The 15074-nt window shown below is 54.1% G+C and carries 14 protein-coding genes; 4 read left to right on the forward strand and 10 right to left on the reverse strand.

Annotated elements, in window-relative coordinates:
* Positions 1 to 237: 237 nt before the first annotated feature.
* Positions 238 to 1488 (forward strand): IS21 family transposase, encoded by a 1251-nt coding sequence (gene istA, locus L0H14_RS01615; protein WP_301416482.1) that lies wholly within the window; start codon positions 238 to 240, stop codon positions 1486 to 1488.
* A complete protein-coding gene (gene istB, locus L0H14_RS01620; RefSeq protein WP_301416484.1) occupies positions 1485 to 2276 on the forward strand; it encodes an IS21-like element helper ATPase IstB in 792 nt (263 codons plus the stop codon). Before istA ends, istB begins: the two co-directional genes overlap by 4 nt.
* Before the next feature lie 663 nt (positions 2277 to 2939).
* On the opposite strand, the gene L0H14_RS01625 is transcribed toward istB, so the two are convergent.
* The 6 genes from L0H14_RS01625 to L0H14_RS01650 all read right to left on the reverse strand — a co-directional run bounded on the left by L0H14_RS01625 (position 2940) and on the right by L0H14_RS01650 (position 8809).
* The gene (locus L0H14_RS01625; protein WP_301416485.1) at positions 2940 to 3542 is read right to left on the reverse strand and encodes a hypothetical protein; all 603 of its coding nucleotides are present in this window, start codon (positions 3540 to 3542) and stop codon (positions 2940 to 2942) included.
* A gap of 147 nt (positions 3543 to 3689) precedes the next feature.
* Positions 3690 to 4091, reverse strand: coding sequence for a cytochrome c oxidase subunit 4 (locus L0H14_RS01630; RefSeq protein ID WP_301416488.1), 402 nt, complete (start codon positions 4089 to 4091; stop codon positions 3690 to 3692).
* Between the two features lies 1 nt (position 4092).
* Positions 4093 to 5793 (reverse strand): cytochrome c oxidase subunit I, encoded by a 1701-nt coding sequence (ctaD, locus tag L0H14_RS01635; protein WP_301416490.1) that lies wholly within the window; start codon positions 5791 to 5793, stop codon positions 4093 to 4095.
* Positions 5794 to 5799: 6 nt separating this feature from the next.
* Positions 5800 to 6714, reverse strand: coding sequence for a cytochrome c oxidase subunit II (gene coxB / locus L0H14_RS01640; RefSeq protein WP_301416492.1), 915 nt, complete (start codon positions 6712 to 6714; stop codon positions 5800 to 5802).
* Between the two features lie 219 nt (positions 6715 to 6933).
* Entirely contained in the window at positions 6934 to 7323 is a 390-nt protein-coding gene (locus L0H14_RS01645; RefSeq protein WP_301416494.1) for an iron-sulfur cluster assembly accessory protein, read from the reverse strand.
* A gap of 67 nt (positions 7324 to 7390) precedes the next feature.
* Positions 7391 to 8809 (reverse strand): M20/M25/M40 family metallo-hydrolase, encoded by a 1419-nt coding sequence (locus L0H14_RS01650; protein WP_301416495.1) that lies wholly within the window; start codon positions 8807 to 8809, stop codon positions 7391 to 7393.
* Positions 8810 to 8899: 90 nt separating this feature from the next.
* Here L0H14_RS01650 and L0H14_RS01655 point away from each other — a divergent pair, with 90 nt between their 5' ends.
* Entirely contained in the window at positions 8900 to 9445 is a 546-nt protein-coding gene (locus L0H14_RS01655) for a DUF3043 domain-containing protein (RefSeq protein WP_301416497.1), read from the forward strand.
* On the opposite strand, the gene L0H14_RS01660 is transcribed toward L0H14_RS01655, so the two are convergent.
* Positions 9430 to 10539, reverse strand: a complete 1110-nt coding sequence (locus L0H14_RS01660) for a quinone-dependent dihydroorotate dehydrogenase (protein WP_301416499.1) — start codon at positions 10537 to 10539, stop codon at positions 9430 to 9432. The two genes, L0H14_RS01655 and L0H14_RS01660, sit on opposite strands and share 16 nt — an antisense overlap.
* Before the next feature lie 76 nt (positions 10540 to 10615).
* Here L0H14_RS01660 and L0H14_RS01665 point away from each other — a divergent pair, with 76 nt between their 5' ends.
* A complete protein-coding gene (locus L0H14_RS01665; protein ID WP_301416501.1) occupies positions 10616 to 11587 on the forward strand; it encodes an alpha/beta hydrolase in 972 nt (323 codons plus the stop codon).
* Here the strand turns inward: L0H14_RS01665 and L0H14_RS01670 are convergent.
* Genes L0H14_RS01670 through leuA form a run of 3 tightly spaced genes read right to left on the reverse strand, consistent with a single transcriptional unit; the run spans position 11574 to position 14879 of the window.
* Complete coding sequence (locus tag L0H14_RS01670) at positions 11574 to 12356, reverse strand: isoprenyl transferase (RefSeq protein WP_301416503.1); 783 nt, start codon at positions 12354 to 12356, stop codon at positions 11574 to 11576. The genes L0H14_RS01665 and L0H14_RS01670 overlap by 14 nt on opposite strands.
* A 20-nt stretch (positions 12357 to 12376) precedes the next feature.
* Positions 12377 to 13171: a DNA repair protein RecO gene (gene recO, locus L0H14_RS01675; protein ID WP_301416505.1), complete on the reverse strand. Its 795-nt coding sequence runs from the start codon at positions 13169 to 13171 to the stop codon at positions 12377 to 12379.
* A complete protein-coding gene (gene leuA / locus L0H14_RS01680) occupies positions 13152 to 14879 on the reverse strand; it encodes a 2-isopropylmalate synthase (RefSeq protein WP_301416597.1) in 1728 nt (575 codons plus the stop codon). The genes recO and leuA overlap by 20 nt, the downstream gene beginning before the upstream one ends.
* Positions 14880 to 15074 lie beyond the last annotated feature (195 nt).

Below are 15074 nucleotides of genomic sequence, written 5' to 3' on the forward strand. Positions count from 1 at the left end.
AACTGGCTGGATTTCTCTGCTCATCTGGCCTACTTATAGTTGATCACACACACTGTAACGGACATTCCTACCTGACCCGCCCATTCAGCAAGATCACGTACCTCCGTTGCATAAGTGGTCCACGACACCAAATATGATGGAAAATTCCCGAAGAACCTAACGGTGTCGACGACGCGTGAATAATGACCCTCTAGTGACGGATGAATATTGACCCCATATTCGTTCAAGCTAGGAGGCATGATTAGTATGGAAGATTGGGCAGAGATCCGTCGGCTGCATCGAGCCGAGGGCGTTGCTATTAAAGAAATCGTTCGAAGATTAGGGATCAGTCGCAATACGGTGCGCAAGGCGTTAGCCTCGGATGAGCCCCCGAGATACCAACGCAAATCCAAGGGATCGATTGTCGATCCGTTTGTGCCCCAGATTCACAAGTTGTTGGCTGATTCACCCAGGATGCCAGCCACGGTGATTGCCGAGCGGATCGGTTGGCAACGATCGATGACCACGCTCAAAGATAAGGTGCGCGAATTGCGGCCGTTGTACGTGGGGGTGGATCCAGCTGATCGGTTGGTGCATCGACCTGGTGAGGCAGCCCAAATGGACCTATGGTTTCCAGAACCGGTGATCCCTGTGGGGCATGGTCAGTCGCGGATGTTGCCGGTGTTGGTGATGACGTTGACGTTTTCTCGTTGGCTGGCAGCCGTGATGTTACCGTCGCGGCAGTCTGGGGACCTGTTGGCGGGTATGTGGCAGCTGATCTCACAAGTCGGGGCCGTGCCGAAATCACTGGTGTGGGATCGTGAAGCAGCCATTGCCCCCAAGGGCAAACCGTTGCCACCGGTGCAAGGATTTGCTGGCACCGTGGCGACGAAAATGGTCATTGCGCCACGACGGGATCCAGAATTTAAAGGCATGACGGAACGCAATAACCAATATTTTGAGACCTCGTTTTTACCCGGTCGGCGTTTCAGGTCACCTGATGATTTCAATATCCAAATGCGGGATTGGCTGGCCCAGCGTGCCAATCAGCGCAAGATCCGTTCATTGGGTGACCGCCCGACCAACGTGTTGGCAGCGGATCTGACAGCTATGACTGTGTTGCCTCCGCATCCGCCCTCGACGGGTTTCTCGTGGCAGATCCGGCTTGGGCGGGATTATTATGTACGGTTTGATACCAACGACTACAGTGTCGACCCCACGATGATCAGTCGGCTGGTGCAGATCACCGCAACTTTAGACCGGCTCATGGCCGTCTGTGATGGCACCGTCGTGGCTGATCATCCGCGCTGCTGGGCTCGTCAGCAGATCATTACCGATCCTGCCCACGTGACCACAGCCAAAGCGCTTCGGGCTGATTTCAATCGGATCCGCCGGCAACCCACCAGACCTGGCGAGGTGGTCTATCGACCGTTGAGTATCTACGACGAACTCTTCGGCCTCACCTCCACCACAGATGGTAGCGATGATGTTGGCCAGGAGAGCGCATGAACCAGCTGTCACCTGACGAAAACATTAACGCCACCCTGGCGCACCTTGCCAAGGCGCTCAAGACGCCAACCATTGGCCGGGTCTGGCAACAACTCGGCAACACCGCACGTGAACAAGGCTGGTCACACGAACAGTATCTGGCCGCTGTCTTGCAGCGCCAAGTCGCTGACCGTGAAGCCAACGGCACCGCACTGCGGATGAATTCGGCCCGCTTTCCAGCACGCAAGACTCTGGAAGATTTCAACCCCGATTACCAGCCAAGCCTGCGTCGAGACGTCTTAGCTCATCTGGCTACCACCAGTTTTATCCCTACCGCCGATAACGTGATCTTGTTGGGACCGCCCGGAGTCGGCAAAACCCATCTTGCCATCGGGCTAGGCATCAAAGCCTGCCACGCCGGTTACCCAGTACTCTTTGACACCGCAGCCGGCTGGATCACACGGCTTTCCGCCGCCCACGATCAGCATGGTGGCCTCGACAAAGAACTCAGAAGGCTCCGCCGCTACAAGCTGCTCATTATTGATGAACTGGGTTATATTCCATTCGATGCAGACGCTGCGAACTTGTTCTTCCAACTGGTGGCATCAAGATATGAACAAGGCAGTCTGCTGATCACCTCGAACCTGGCCTTCAGCCGCTGGGGCGAGATCTTTGCCGACGATGTCGTAGCCGCAGCCATGATCGACCGACTCGTCCATCACGCTGAGGTCATCTCACTGGACGGGGATTCCTACCGCACCAGAACCAGACGGGAACTCCTCGAAACAAACACCACCAAGAAACTATAACCAGCACAAGGGGGTCAATTTTCAAACGTCTAAAAGGGGTCAATTTTCACGCGTCGTTGACAAACGGCCCTGTTGCCTTGCATATTGGCCATTATCCCGCGTGCTGCCGTCATTAATTTGATGACGTACGTGATCAAATTCGTGACACAATAGCACGCCATACGCGCTCCATCAGACCTCTCGTGACCGTGTTACCTCTAACTCACAAGTGGATGAGCACGCCCGTACCAAAGACACCCTGAGCGGCGATAATGCATCCGATTTCGATCAACATGCCGAGCCCCATGGACCTAAATACAGCAATCGAGGCCTACGAGGCTACCAAGGGGACGCGGTGTCGATAGTATTCCGCGCCGCAGAGCACCGCGGTGAAGCCAATCAAGATCCCCAACAAGAAAAATGATGTCCAGATCGCCGATGGCGGCCAGTAGGGAGCGTATTAGGGATTTGTTGGTGACGCATGCTGCGACCGGAATAGCAGCGAGGCAGTCTAGCCGTGCCCTCCCCGTGTGCGCAGCCAGGCGACCTCTCAAGTGTTTCTTCCGGCTACTCGATGCGATTTTCTTTTGGTCCAGAAAAGCCCTTGGCCGGACAAATGCTGGTCTAAAACACGATTTGGTTACATCAGCCAAGGAAAAACTGAGTGTTCTTTGTTCGGGTAAATTATCCTAACGAGGACAATACTCCGACCACGATAATGATCCCAACCACCAAAATAGGTAACAGAAGCTGACGTAGCCCCGGCTGATCGGTTCTATTATCCTGCGCCGTAGTGAAGCCTGTCGATCGGGCATTATAGTTTGGGGATTCCACTTGGTGAGGATATTCCGATACTACATCGTTGAAGTGCGGATAATTCTGGCTTGAAAGGGAACCACCAGTATTTAAATCGGCATGCTGTCCCTCGTGGGTACTACCGGAATAGTAGTCCCATGCAGTGCCAGAGGTTACGTCGTCGTTGAAACGCGGCTGAGTGGTCTGGCCCTGATACGGCGTTCTGCCTAGGCCATAGGTCTCGGAGTTATTCGGCGGGTTTGGAAGCTTCTGGTTCGTTCTGGATCCGATATCGATCTTCCCGGAAGAATGGTCTCGGCTATTACTCGTTGATTCAGACTGCGCGGTTTGCCCGTCGGCATCTAGGTTGAAATCAATGCTGATGCGGTTGCGTTTCCGTTCCTGCGCGCGGTCTATCTCGTTGCGAGGTTTTGCCCATTGCATTGCTGGACCGATCCGGCGCTTCTCTACCGGTTTTTTATCACGTTGCATTCATTACCTCTAAAGACTTGTATGATGCCATTCTTCAATCTAGCTGGTGCTTAGGCAACCCTCCGCCTCTTGGGTACGGTAGTTAAACACTTGAGGGCCTCGGCCAAAAGGCTGAGGCCCTCAAATACAGAGGATAGGCACTACTGTTTAGTGCTTGTGTTCTCCCTTGGAAAATTCAAAGACCCAACCGGTCACGAAGAACATTCCGAGGAAGATACCGATGATGAAAATCCACCAATCGATAGCGACACCGAGAAATACGACGGCTACCGCAGCGCCGAGGCCGAGTGGCCACCAGCTCCATGGTGCGAAGCGGGTATAGACTCCGGCATATTCTCTAATTTCGCCGTCGTCCTGATCGTCAACACCTGTCTTGTATTCCTTATCCACGAGGCGCAGGTAGTACGCGATCATGAACTGCATAGCGGCCAGAGCAAAGAGGCCGGGAATACCAACCCATTCGGTTCCACGAGTCCACACCGTATAGGCAAGTGCTACAACGACGAAAAAGATTCCTAGAATCGTAAATAGTTTGACGCTAATTTTCATGCTAGACCCCTGCCTTTGTTGTCATCTGTTCGCGACGTTCGAGCGGAATGAGTTCTGGGTGGTGTAGATCCAGAGCTGGGCGTTCCGAACGAATTCTTGGCAGTGCATGGAAGTTGTGACGAGGTGGTGGACAAGAAGTCGCCCACTCGAGTGAGCCACCAAAGCCCCATGGGTCGTCCACGGTTACCTTCTTGCCATAGCGTGAGGTGTAGTAGACATTCCACAAGAATGGGATAATCGCCGCACCGAGCACCATTGAGGAAACTGTGGAGAACTGGTTCATCGCAGTGAAACCGTCTTCAATCATGTAGTCGGCGTAGCGACGTGGCATACCCATGACACCGAGCCAGTGCTGGACCAAGAAGGTTCCGTGGAAACCGAGGAACAGCATCCAGAACTGGATTTTGCCCCAGGTTTCGTTCAGCATCTTTCCGGTGAATTTAGGCCACCAGAAGTAGAACCCGGCGAACATTGCAAAGACTACGGTACCGAATACAACGTAGTGGAAGTGTGCAACAACGAAGTACGTATCAGAGACCTGGAAGTCCAGTGGTGGTGAAGCCAGGATAACACCGGTGAGGCCACCAAACAGGAAGGTCACCATAAATCCGAGGCTCCACAACATTGGAGTCTCGAAGGCAATCGATCCTCGCCACATGGTACCGATCCAGTTGACGAATTTCACACCTGTGGGCACTGCAATGAGCATAGTCATCAGGGAGAAGAACGGCACGAGGACGGACCCGGTGACGTACATGTGGTGAGCCCACACAGTCATGGAGAGTGCTGCGATCGCTGCGGTCGCAAATACGAGCGACTTATAACCAAAGATTGGTTTACGAGAGAAGACCGGGATGATTTCCGAAACAATACCGAAGAACGGCAGAGCGATGATATAAACCTCAGGGTGTCCGAAGAACCAGAACAGGTGCTGCCATAGAATGGCTCCCCCGTTTTCTGGGTCAAAGATATGTCCACCGAAACGACGGTCAAGTCCGAGTCCGAACAATGCCGAAGAAAGCGGGGGGAACGCCATCAGCAGGAGAATACCGGTGATCAGAGTGTTCCAAGTGAAGATCGGCATGCGCCACATGGTCATACCTGGTGCACGCATCGAAATGATGGTCGTGATCAAGTTGACACCACCCAGAATCGTACCGAAGCCCTGAAGGCCAAGGCCGAAGACCCAAAGGTCACCACCGATTCCCGGGGAATATGTTGCGTTAGATAATGGCGCGTATGCGAACCAACCAAATGATGCTGCACCCTGCGGGGTGAGGAATCCTGCAACGGCGATCAATGAGCCGAAGAGGAAGAACCAAAACGCGAGAGCATTCAGACGTGGGAAGGCCACATCAGGTGCCCCGATTTGTAGTGGCATGATCACATTTGCGAAACCAATAAACAATGGTGTAGCAAACACGAGCAGCATCAGTGTGCCGTGCATCGTGAACAATTGGTTGAACTGCTCTTTGGTCTGCAGTACCTGCATACCTGGAGAGAACAGTTCCGCGCGAATCAGCAACGCCATGACGCCGGCGAGGCCGAAGAAAATAAACGTCGTGATCAGGTACATGTACCCGATCGTCTTATGGTCAGTCGAGGTCAACCAGTTGACGATAATACGGCCCTTTGAGACCGGTACTACCTGTGGTCGAACACGCGACTGAGAGTCGTCTTGTGTGTATTCGTAAGTAGTCATGTACTTTTACTCCTCGATCCGTTGTGGATCGCCCAAAGGTACCTCTTGGTCCTGCTGACCATCTGGGTTTTCGTTCGGGTTACGGTTGAGCTCGGAACCCGAGAGTCCTTCTGGAAGCTGACGAATTTCATTCAGGAATTCGTCTTCTTCAACGATTTCTACGTTGAAGAGCATTTCAGAGTGGTATTCACCGCAGAGCTCGGCACATTTCCCTTGGAAGTGTCCGGTCTCCCCCGGGGTGAGGTACATACGGTTTGTCTGTCCTGGAACGATGTCCAGCTTCTGTAAGAATGCTGGTACCCAGAACGAGTGGATGACGTCGCGTGATTTCAGCTGGAATTCAACTGGTACATCGACGGGAAGGTACAGGGTTGGCAGTGTATCTTCTACGCCCTCTTCGCCGGTCAGTTGTCCTTGAATGCCGTACAGGTGACGTTCTTCACTCTGTCCATCTGGGGTGGTGTACTCGTAGTCGAAGTCCCATGCCCACTGCTTACCGTGAACGGTGACAGTCAATGGTGAGTCTTCAACGGGTGTTCCGATTTCACGCTCGACGCGGTCGGCAAAGCCCCACAGTGTGAGCACCAAAATAATTGGAATCACCGTGAACATGGTTTCCATTGGCATATTGTAGGCGAGCTGACGTGGGTAGCCTTTATCGCCTTTGCGACGGCGGTACGCCACGATGACCCACAGCAGCAGAATCCACGTAATCACACCAATAACGAGTGCAGCGACCCAGGTGCCTACCCAAAGATTGGTGAGCAGCTCGTTGTGATTGGTGGTCTCGTTGGACCCGGGATACCAGCCTCGTTTGGCTTGCTCAGAACACGCAGTTAGAACAAGCAATGCCGTGGCGCCAATGACTCCCCCCTTTAGGAGTCTCTTGCCGCGGCTGCCGGCTTGTTTTAGTAGTCTCACAGACGGCCCTTCCTCTTCTTTTTCCAGTGCGAGTGTTTTGCGTGAAGTCTACAGACTGTTCTCATGACGCTCTGAGAATAAGCACAGCAAAACAACTTTGGCTGAACACTAGCTTAGTGCTTTTTTATCCTGAAATGTGGACCATGACAGCAAAACGGCGAGTCAGCATCGTATGTGACGCCAACTCGCCGAGTGCCCAAAAATTTGTATGATCTACGTCTAGTGGAAAGAGTCCCCACAGGCGCATGAACCTGCTGCTTGCGGGTTGTCTATCGTGAAACCAACCTTTGTGATGGAGTCCTCAAAATCAATTGAGGCGCCGGACAAATACGGCACTGACATTTTGTCGATAATGACTTCGACGCCGTCATAACTATTCACAGCGTCACCATCCAAGACGCGTTCGTCGAAATACAGCTGATAAATCAGCCCAGAACACCCACCTGGTTGCACGGCAATCCTTAGACGGAGGTCTGGACGGCCTTCTTGCTCGAGCAAGTCGCGAACTTTTCCGGCGGCCACATCCGACAGTGCGACTTCGTGGGAAGCTAGTCCTTCGGCTGGAGCTGCTTGCGGCAGCTGGTCGGCGATACTATCTGTCTGTGACATCGTTTTCTCCTCAGTACATCTAACACCAGCGGTCAACAGGGTGGACACGCCAGAGGCTATTTCTATTTCACCTGGTAAAGGCCATTCTGGCAAGTACCAGTACCTGTGCTTCAATCGCATGGCGTAATACTGACAAGTCTAACGACTCATTTGGCGAATGTGCCTTGGTATCGGGATCTTCAACACCGGTCAGCAGAATACTTGCGTTGGGGAAGGCGTCCACGAGATCAGCGACGAACGGAATTGACCCGCCCAGCCCGGTCTCGATCGCAGCGGTCCCCCACGCGTCCGATAGCGCGTGCTTCATCATGTCCGTCGCTCGAACATTCGGTTCGACGACAAATGGGCGTCCGACTTCGCCCGGATGCACCTGGACTTCAGCGCCCTGGACGTCCAGGGCGCCGATGTGGCGGCTCACCGCTTGCATCGCCTCGTGTGGATCCATCCCCGGCCCCAGTCGCATCGAAAAGCGGGCCTTCGCGGTAGGCACGATGGCATTGGCGGACTCTGGGATCGGCGTGGCATCGATACCGATGATATTGAGGGCTGCTTTATTCCAGAGCCGGTCTGCAAGATTTCCGGTGCCGGCGAGTTTGAGCCCTTCTACTGCACCGGTTTGATTTCGAAAATCATTCTCGTCATAGGTAACGTCTGCCCACCGTTGTTGTTTCAGCCCTTCAACGGCAACGTCGCCGTCGGCGTCATGCAGGGATGCTATAACCCGAGACAGAACGGTGATGGCATCAAGCATCGGTCCCCCAAACAGTCCCGAGTGCACCGGGTGGTCGGCTACTGTGACCTCTATGACGCCGTCTATCATGCCGCGCAACGAGGTCGTCAGGGCCGGAACATCAACCGACCAATTGGAAGAGTCGGCGACAATGATCGTATCGGCGGCTAATAAGTCTCGGTGATTCTGCAAGAACTGGGCGAAAAATGGTGACCCAATTTCTTCTTCACCCTCAATAAACACGGTCACTCCGAGGCCGTGGTCTGCGCCAAGTAGATCATTGAGCGCCTTGACCGCCGCGTGATGGACAATAATCCCCGCCTTATCATCAGCTGTACCACGGCCATAGAGCCGTCCCTGTCGCTCGGTGGCAACCCAGGGATCGGTGTGCCAAGCGCTCAGATCCCCCACCGGCTGGACATCATGGTGGGCGTATAACAACACCGTTGGCTTGTCACCGGATGCGGGTATACGGCCGATAATGGCTGGACCAGAAGTGTGGTCAGCATCGTCGATTTCTGTCACCTGGTGTAATTCTTGCAGTCCAACATCACTAAAGAGTTCTGCAATAGCGTCGGCAGAAGCGTGTAGTGCGGCCCTGTCATACCCGTCAAAAGCTAGTGACTGATGCGCAACCAGTTCGGCGAGTTGAGATTGGATGGATATGAAGTGCTCGTCAACCCAATCTTTGACCGCGGAAATGAACTCCGAGGAGTATGGATCTGGTTTTTTGCCGGGAAACAGTGAAGCGTTCATGCTCATTAGAGTAGTCGGAGTGACAGCCCTATTTGAAGTCTTAGAATAGAGGCAACAATCATTCGACCATGTTCTAGCAGAAGAGTAGCAATGACCGAAGAAGACCAGGGTATTGGCCAGCAGTCCGAAAGGAAAGGTCGTCCAACGCCAAAGCGACGCGACCAGGAAGCGGCGAATCGGCGTCCGCTTATTTCCGATGACCGGAAGGTTGCCAAACAGCAGCACAAACAGGCTGTTGCCGAAGAACGCGCCCGGATGCGCCGTGCTCTCGATACCGGAGAGGAGAAATATCTACCAGCTCGCGATAAGGGACCCCAGCGTCGGTACGTGCGCGATTACGTGGATGCCCGTTGGGGTGTCGGTGAATGGTTGATTATCGGCGTGCTGGTCTTTTTAGGCCTAAGTTTCGTTCCCGTGCCTGAAATGCAACTCATTTCGACCATAGGCATGTTAACTTTTGTCTTCCTCGTGATTTTCGAAGGCTTCTGGGTTGGTTTCCAGGTCAAGAAGCGCTTGGAAGCAAAATTCGGCGCAATGGAACCGGGCTCACGTTGGTATGCGGCCATGCGAGCCACACAAATGCGTCGGATGAGGCTACCAAAACCACAGGTCAAGCGCGGTCAGTTCCCTGAGTAATGCCCCTCCAGGGCAGCGTTGATACGTCCTGCCCATAGCGGCCCCTCATAGAGGAAGGCGGTGTAGCCCTGCACCAGGGTGGCACCAGCTTCCAACCGATTCAAAACGTCGTCACCGGTGGTCACACCTCCGACCGAAATAATACTGGCATTGGTGAGATGGCGAGCAAGCAGTTCTAAGACGGCGAAAGACCGATCTGCTACTGGTGCTCCGGAGACGCCCCCAGCACCCATGGCATCAATCTCGCTTGGATCGAGGGTCAGTCCCTCACGGGAAATTGTTGTGTTCGTAGCGATGACGGCGTCCAAGCCAAGATCTGTGACCATATCGGCGACCGCAACGACGTCGTCGTCAACAAGATCCGGCGCAATTTTTACGGCTAACGGCACGTGCCGACCGGTCACGGCATCGGCGGTTTTCGACACAGCAGACAACAGCGGCGCAAGCGACTCGATGGCTTGCAATTGTCGTAGGCCCGGAGTGTTAGGGCTAGAAACATTGACCACCAAGTAGTCAGCGTGACGGGCCAAGAGACGGGTGGACACCAGATAGTCTTCTATGGCGTCGTCGAGCTCGACGACCTTGGTTTTGCCAATGTTAACGCCCAAAATAGGGCGGTGCTGGCCGAATCGTCGGGTCAGGATATTGCGTGTTTTGGCCAGTCGAGGTGCAATGGCTGCGGCACCGTGGTTGTTGAATCCCATGCGGTTGATCAGTGCACGGTCCTGCGGGATGCGGAATAAACGCGGCTGTGGGTTGCCTGGCTGCGATTGCCCGGTAATGGTGCCAACTTCAATATGTCCAAAACCCAATTCGGCTAGGGCACTGGTACCGATACCAGCCTTGTCGAATCCTGCTGCCAGGCCAAAGGGCGAGGGAAAGCTCAGCCCCATTGCTTCGGTTCGAAGACGCTCGGCTGGTTTAAACGTTGCGCGCAGAAGTCGTGAGGCCCCAGTTTTGTCGGCAGTCCGGATAGCACCGAACCCAATCTCATGTGCCCGTTCGGCGTCCATATTGGAAAAAACAGCGTCAAAAATTCGAGGATACAGCAATGGCGTCTGGCCCGCGAGGCGTGCAGCGATTAGGTTGGTCATAGGTGGTAGTCAACCATAATCGTGAGCTGTACTCGCAACTATTCACGCGTCTTGTCACATGTTTAGGGGGCCTGAAATGCATTACGGATTACTTGAAGATGCCCCGCCAGACACGTGGGTACCGGACGTACTGCCCGGTTTCTCACGACGTACGCTGTCGCTAGGCCAGGACGCCGAGGGCCCCGTGTCAGCCACCCTGGTACGGTATGATGCGTCAAAAGGGACACCGGTGTTGTATCTTCACGGGTGGTCAGACTATTTCTACAACACTGAGCTCGCCGCTGCCGCGACGCAACGTGGTTATGCTTTCTATGCGCTGGACTTGCGCAAATATGGCAGGTCGCTGCGCCCAAAGCAATCTCCCGGATATATCGATGATCTCGCCCAGTACGACGATGAGATTGGTGCAGCCCTCGCGCTGATCAAGTTGGACCATCCCGGTACTCTCCCGGCGATCATCGCCCATTCGACAGGGGGGCTTGTCGCCGCGCTGTGGGCGGAGAACCATCCCGGACAGATTGGTGGGCTGGTGCTCAATGCGCCCTGGCTGGCTTTACAAGGTAACGAATGGTTGCGCGGGTTTGCCACCACAGTAGCAGCTCCGATTTGGCGGTCCGCCCCCGAACGGAAGTTGATACTTCCCAAATTCGATTTCTTCTACCGTTCGATTTCAGCCAACGAACACGGAGAATGGGTCTTACACCCGCTGTGGCGGCCCAGATATTCATTTGATATTCAAGGCGGGTGGCTAGCAGCAATCTTAGCCGGGCATACTCGAGTACGACAGGGATTACACATTGATGTCCCGGTGTTAACCCTGACGTCGACCAAATCGCATTTCAGCACAAAATACTCCACAAAAATGCAGCACGCTGACTCAGTGTTAGATGTTCAGGCAACAGCTCACCGAGCAGTACAGCTGGGCAACCGTGTGATGGTCCACAAGATCCCCAATGCCCTCCACGATGTGTATGCGTCGCCGGAACCTATACGAAACAAGGCTTTTGACGCCACATTCGCATGGTTGGACTACTTCAACGACTTGTAACCGACTTATCAATTGCTCCGCCATATCGGCGATCCCGCGATGCATAAATCTCGACGGCGTCCCAGAGCGTTTTCCGATTCACATCTGGCCACAGCACATCCAGGAAGACCAGCTCGGCGTAAGCGGATTGCCACAGCAAAAAATTCGATAGGCGCTGCTCACCGGAGGTACGCAGGAACAGATCTACATCTGGCACATCAGGTTGCCGCAAATGCTGCGTCACAGTTTTTTCAGTAATTGCCTTGGGCTTCAATGTGCCGTCTGCGACCTGCTGAGCAATGTCCTGAACGGCGTCGACAATCTCAGCGCGGCCGCCATAATTCACACACATGATTAAATTGGTACGGTCATTATCTTTCGTCAATTCTTCGGCGGTCTGTAATTCCTTGATGACTGATTTCCAGAGTCGCGGAGTACGCCCATTCCAACGCACCCGCACTCCCCAAGCATTGAGTGTGTCTCGTTGTCGACGTAACACATCGCGAGAGAAACCCATCAGAAACGCCACTTCGTCGGGTGAACGCTTCCAATTCTCGGTGGAAAATGCGTAGACGGAAACGTACTTGATGCCCATCTCGACCGCGCCGGCCATGACGTCCAGCAGGGCGAGTTCTCCGGCGCGATGGCCTTCGGTCCTTGGGAGCCCGCGTTGGTTTGCCCATCGCCCATTGCCGTCCATCACAATACCTACGTGTTGTGGAATGAATTTCTGGTCGATGTGGGGCATCACGAAACCATCCGGATGTGGGCCCGGATTTTCGTATGGCATATGTGTGACTCCTGTGGTGTTTAGCCCTGGTCCATCACGGAAAGTGACTGCAGATTCTTTTCTAAATGGTACTGCAAATATTCGGCCACAAAGCTGGTTGCTTGCCGACTGTGTCCCGATTGTGCTTGATCGACTTTCGGCCAGTCTCCCGCGAGCAGGGCTTCCAAGAGCGTTACAACGCCGTCGGTGACATAGGTAGTTTGCGGCGGGGCACAGTCGTTACAGACCACTCCTCCCATGGGTACCGAGAGCCAGTTATGCGTCCCATCGATCCCGCACCGACTACATTCGCTAAATCTTGGCGCCCAGCCAGCGACTGTGAGCGCACGTAATAAATACGAGGTCAACAGCATCATAGGGGCGGCAGCTCGACGCGCAAGTGCGGCGATCGCACCGTGGAGCAATCTATACTGCGTAGCGCCATCTGCTGCGTCGTCATCACGGGTCAGTTGTTCTGCGGTTTCGACCATGGCCGATGCGGCACCGAACGTATCGTAATCGTTGGCTAACATCATGCCGTAGGAGTGAATCGTTTCCGTTTGGGCAATCACGTCCATACCGCGTCGGGGAACTAGCTGTAGTCTGGTGTGCATGAATGGTTCCAGCATGGAACCAAATTTTGACGTTGTCCGGCGAACACCTTTGGCTACCGCACGGATCTGACCGTGATCAGCGCTCAGTACGACAATAATACGGTCGGCTTCGGCCAACTTATAGGTGCGCAGAACAATCCCGTGGGTCCGGTAACTTTGGGCAATATAAGTTCCGGAGCCACGGGATTTCTTACGCGGTGTCTTATTCAGTTGCTTCTTCAACCTCTTCATCACGCAGGTACCGGTTGACGGCGGAGGTAACTGCCTGTAGGGAGGCCGTGGAGGTATTGTAATCCAGCCCAATACCCCACAGGATGCGCTCGCCGATCGCTGCTTCCACGTAGGCTGCAGCCATCGCTTCGCCACCTTCGGTCAAAGCATGTTCAGCATAGTCAAGGACTCGAATGTCGATACCGGCCTGGTTGTACATTGCCACCAGAGCTGAAATCGGGCCGTTTCCAGTAGCCGATCGAGTGATGGTTTCACCTTTGCGGTCCATCTGGACCTCCATGGAAAATTCGCCCTGCTCAGTGGTTGAGGATGTCGACGACACCAGGTGATAATGTCCCCAGCCATCTGCGGGGTTTTCCGTGGGCAGGTATTCATCAGAGAACACGTGCCACAGCATGTCTGAAGTGATCTCTCCACCATGGGTGTCGGTGTGCTCCTTGACGACCGCTGAGAATTCGACCTGGGCACGACGTGGCAGGTCAATCTTGTGATCCGTCTTCAGCATGTAAGCAACGCCACCCTTGCCAGACTGGGAATTGACGCGGATAACCGCTTCATAGCTACGACCGATATCTTCGGGGTCGACCGGCAAATATGGGACGCCCCAATCGAGCTCCTCGGTCGTGACCCCGGCATCGGCGGCGCGGGCACTCATATCGTTGAAGCCTTTGTTGATAGCATCCTGGTGCGAACCAGAGAAAGCGGTGAAGACGAGCTCCCCGGCCCACGCTGAACGCTCATGCACTTGCATCTGCGTGGCGTATTCGTAGACTTCTTGGATTTTGTCCATATCGGAAAAATCGATTTCCGGGTCAACACCTTGCGTGTAGAGGTTCATCCCCAGTGTGATCAGATCAACGTTACCGGTGCGCTCGCCATTGCCGAACAAGCAGCCTTCAATCCGGTCGGCACCGGCCATATAGCCCAGTTCAGCTGCGGCGACGCCGCTTCCTCGGTCGTTATGCGGGTGCAGCGACAGAATGATCGAGTCTCGGTTTTCGAGGTTACGATGCATCCATTCAATCTGGTCGGCATATCGGTTTGGCGTCGACATTTCGACTGTTGCCGGTAGGTTCAGGATCATTTGGCGATCCGTTGAGGCTTCCAAGACATCAGATACCCGGTTGGAAATTTCTGCAGCGAATTCCAGTTCTGTTCCGGTAAAGGATTCCGGTGAGTATTGATAGACAATCTCTGTTCCGGTGAGCTGTTCTTCGTACTTTCGGCACAGCATTGCGCCGCGGGTGGCGATATCGATAATGCCGGACTTTTCTTCACGGAACACGACGCGCCGCTGCAAGACTGAAGTCGAGTTGTAGAGGTGCACAATAGCGCGTGGGGCACCTTCCAGCGCTTCATAGGTGCGTTCGATCAGATGCTCGCGCGACTGGGTCAGTACTTGTATATGTACGTCGTCGGGAATGTGACCTTCTTCGATCAGCTGCCGAACAAAATCGTAGTCGGTCTGTGATGCTGCCGGGAAGCCAACTTCGATCTCCTTGTACCCCATATTTACCAGGAGCTGGAACATCCGCAATTTGCGTGCGGAGTCCATGGGGTTTACAAGTGCTTGGTTGCCGTCTCGAAGATCTACCGCACACCAGCGTGGGGCTTGGGTAATGATGTTATCGGGCCAGGTACGATCCGGCAGATTTACTTCGATTTGTTTTTCAAATGGCACGTATTTACTGAAGTTCATACCAGATGGTTGCTGAAATTTGCGCAAAGTTTTTCCTCAATCTTTGACTGCCTGGTCCTGTTGTTGAGTGTAGTGGACCGCTCGTGACATACCGGTGTTTTAGAACTCATGTCTCACCGGTGGCAGACCGTGTCTTTGGCTCCGTAGCGGGGTCCGGTCCTACCTAGTGGCAATTCACAGCACGTGCTTGAGAAT

This window comes from Yaniella sp. (assembly GCF_030453185.1).
Lineage (GTDB): Bacteria > Actinomycetota > Actinomycetes > Actinomycetales > Micrococcaceae > Yaniella.

Excerpts from the sequence above, each read along its gene's own strand:
- L0H14_RS01665 (WP_301416501.1), top strand. The coding sequence starts at position 10,616 with ATGCATTACGGATTACTTGAAGATGCCCCGCCAGACACGTGGGTACCG.
- L0H14_RS01625 (WP_301416485.1), bottom strand. The coding sequence starts at position 3,542 with ATGCAACGTGATAAAAAACCGGTAGAGAAGCGCCGGATCGGTCCAGCA.
- L0H14_RS01660 (WP_301416499.1), bottom strand. The coding sequence starts at position 10,539 with ATGACCAACCTAATCGCTGCACGCCTCGCGGGCCAGACGCCATTGCTG.
- L0H14_RS01630 (WP_301416488.1), bottom strand. The coding sequence starts at position 4,091 with ATGAAAATTAGCGTCAAACTATTTACGATTCTAGGAATCTTTTTCGTC.
- L0H14_RS01645 (WP_301416494.1), bottom strand. The coding sequence starts at position 7,323 with ATGTCACAGACAGATAGTATCGCCGACCAGCTGCCGCAAGCAGCTCCA.
- ctaD (WP_301416490.1), bottom strand. The coding sequence starts at position 5,793 with ATGACTACTTACGAATACACACAAGACGACTCTCAGTCGCGTGTTCGA.
- istB (WP_301416484.1), top strand. The coding sequence starts at position 1,485 with ATGAACCAGCTGTCACCTGACGAAAACATTAACGCCACCCTGGCGCAC.
- L0H14_RS01655 (WP_301416497.1), top strand. The coding sequence starts at position 8,900 with ATGACCGAAGAAGACCAGGGTATTGGCCAGCAGTCCGAAAGGAAAGGT.
- L0H14_RS01670 (WP_301416503.1), bottom strand. The coding sequence starts at position 12,356 with ATGCCATACGAAAATCCGGGCCCACATCCGGATGGTTTCGTGATGCCC.
- leuA (WP_301416597.1), bottom strand. The coding sequence starts at position 14,879 with ATGAACTTCAGTAAATACGTGCCATTTGAAAAACAAATCGAAGTAAAT.
- L0H14_RS01650 (WP_301416495.1), bottom strand. The coding sequence starts at position 8,809 with ATGAACGCTTCACTGTTTCCCGGCAAAAAACCAGATCCATACTCCTCG.
- istA (WP_301416482.1), top strand. The coding sequence starts at position 238 with ATGATTAGTATGGAAGATTGGGCAGAGATCCGTCGGCTGCATCGAGCC.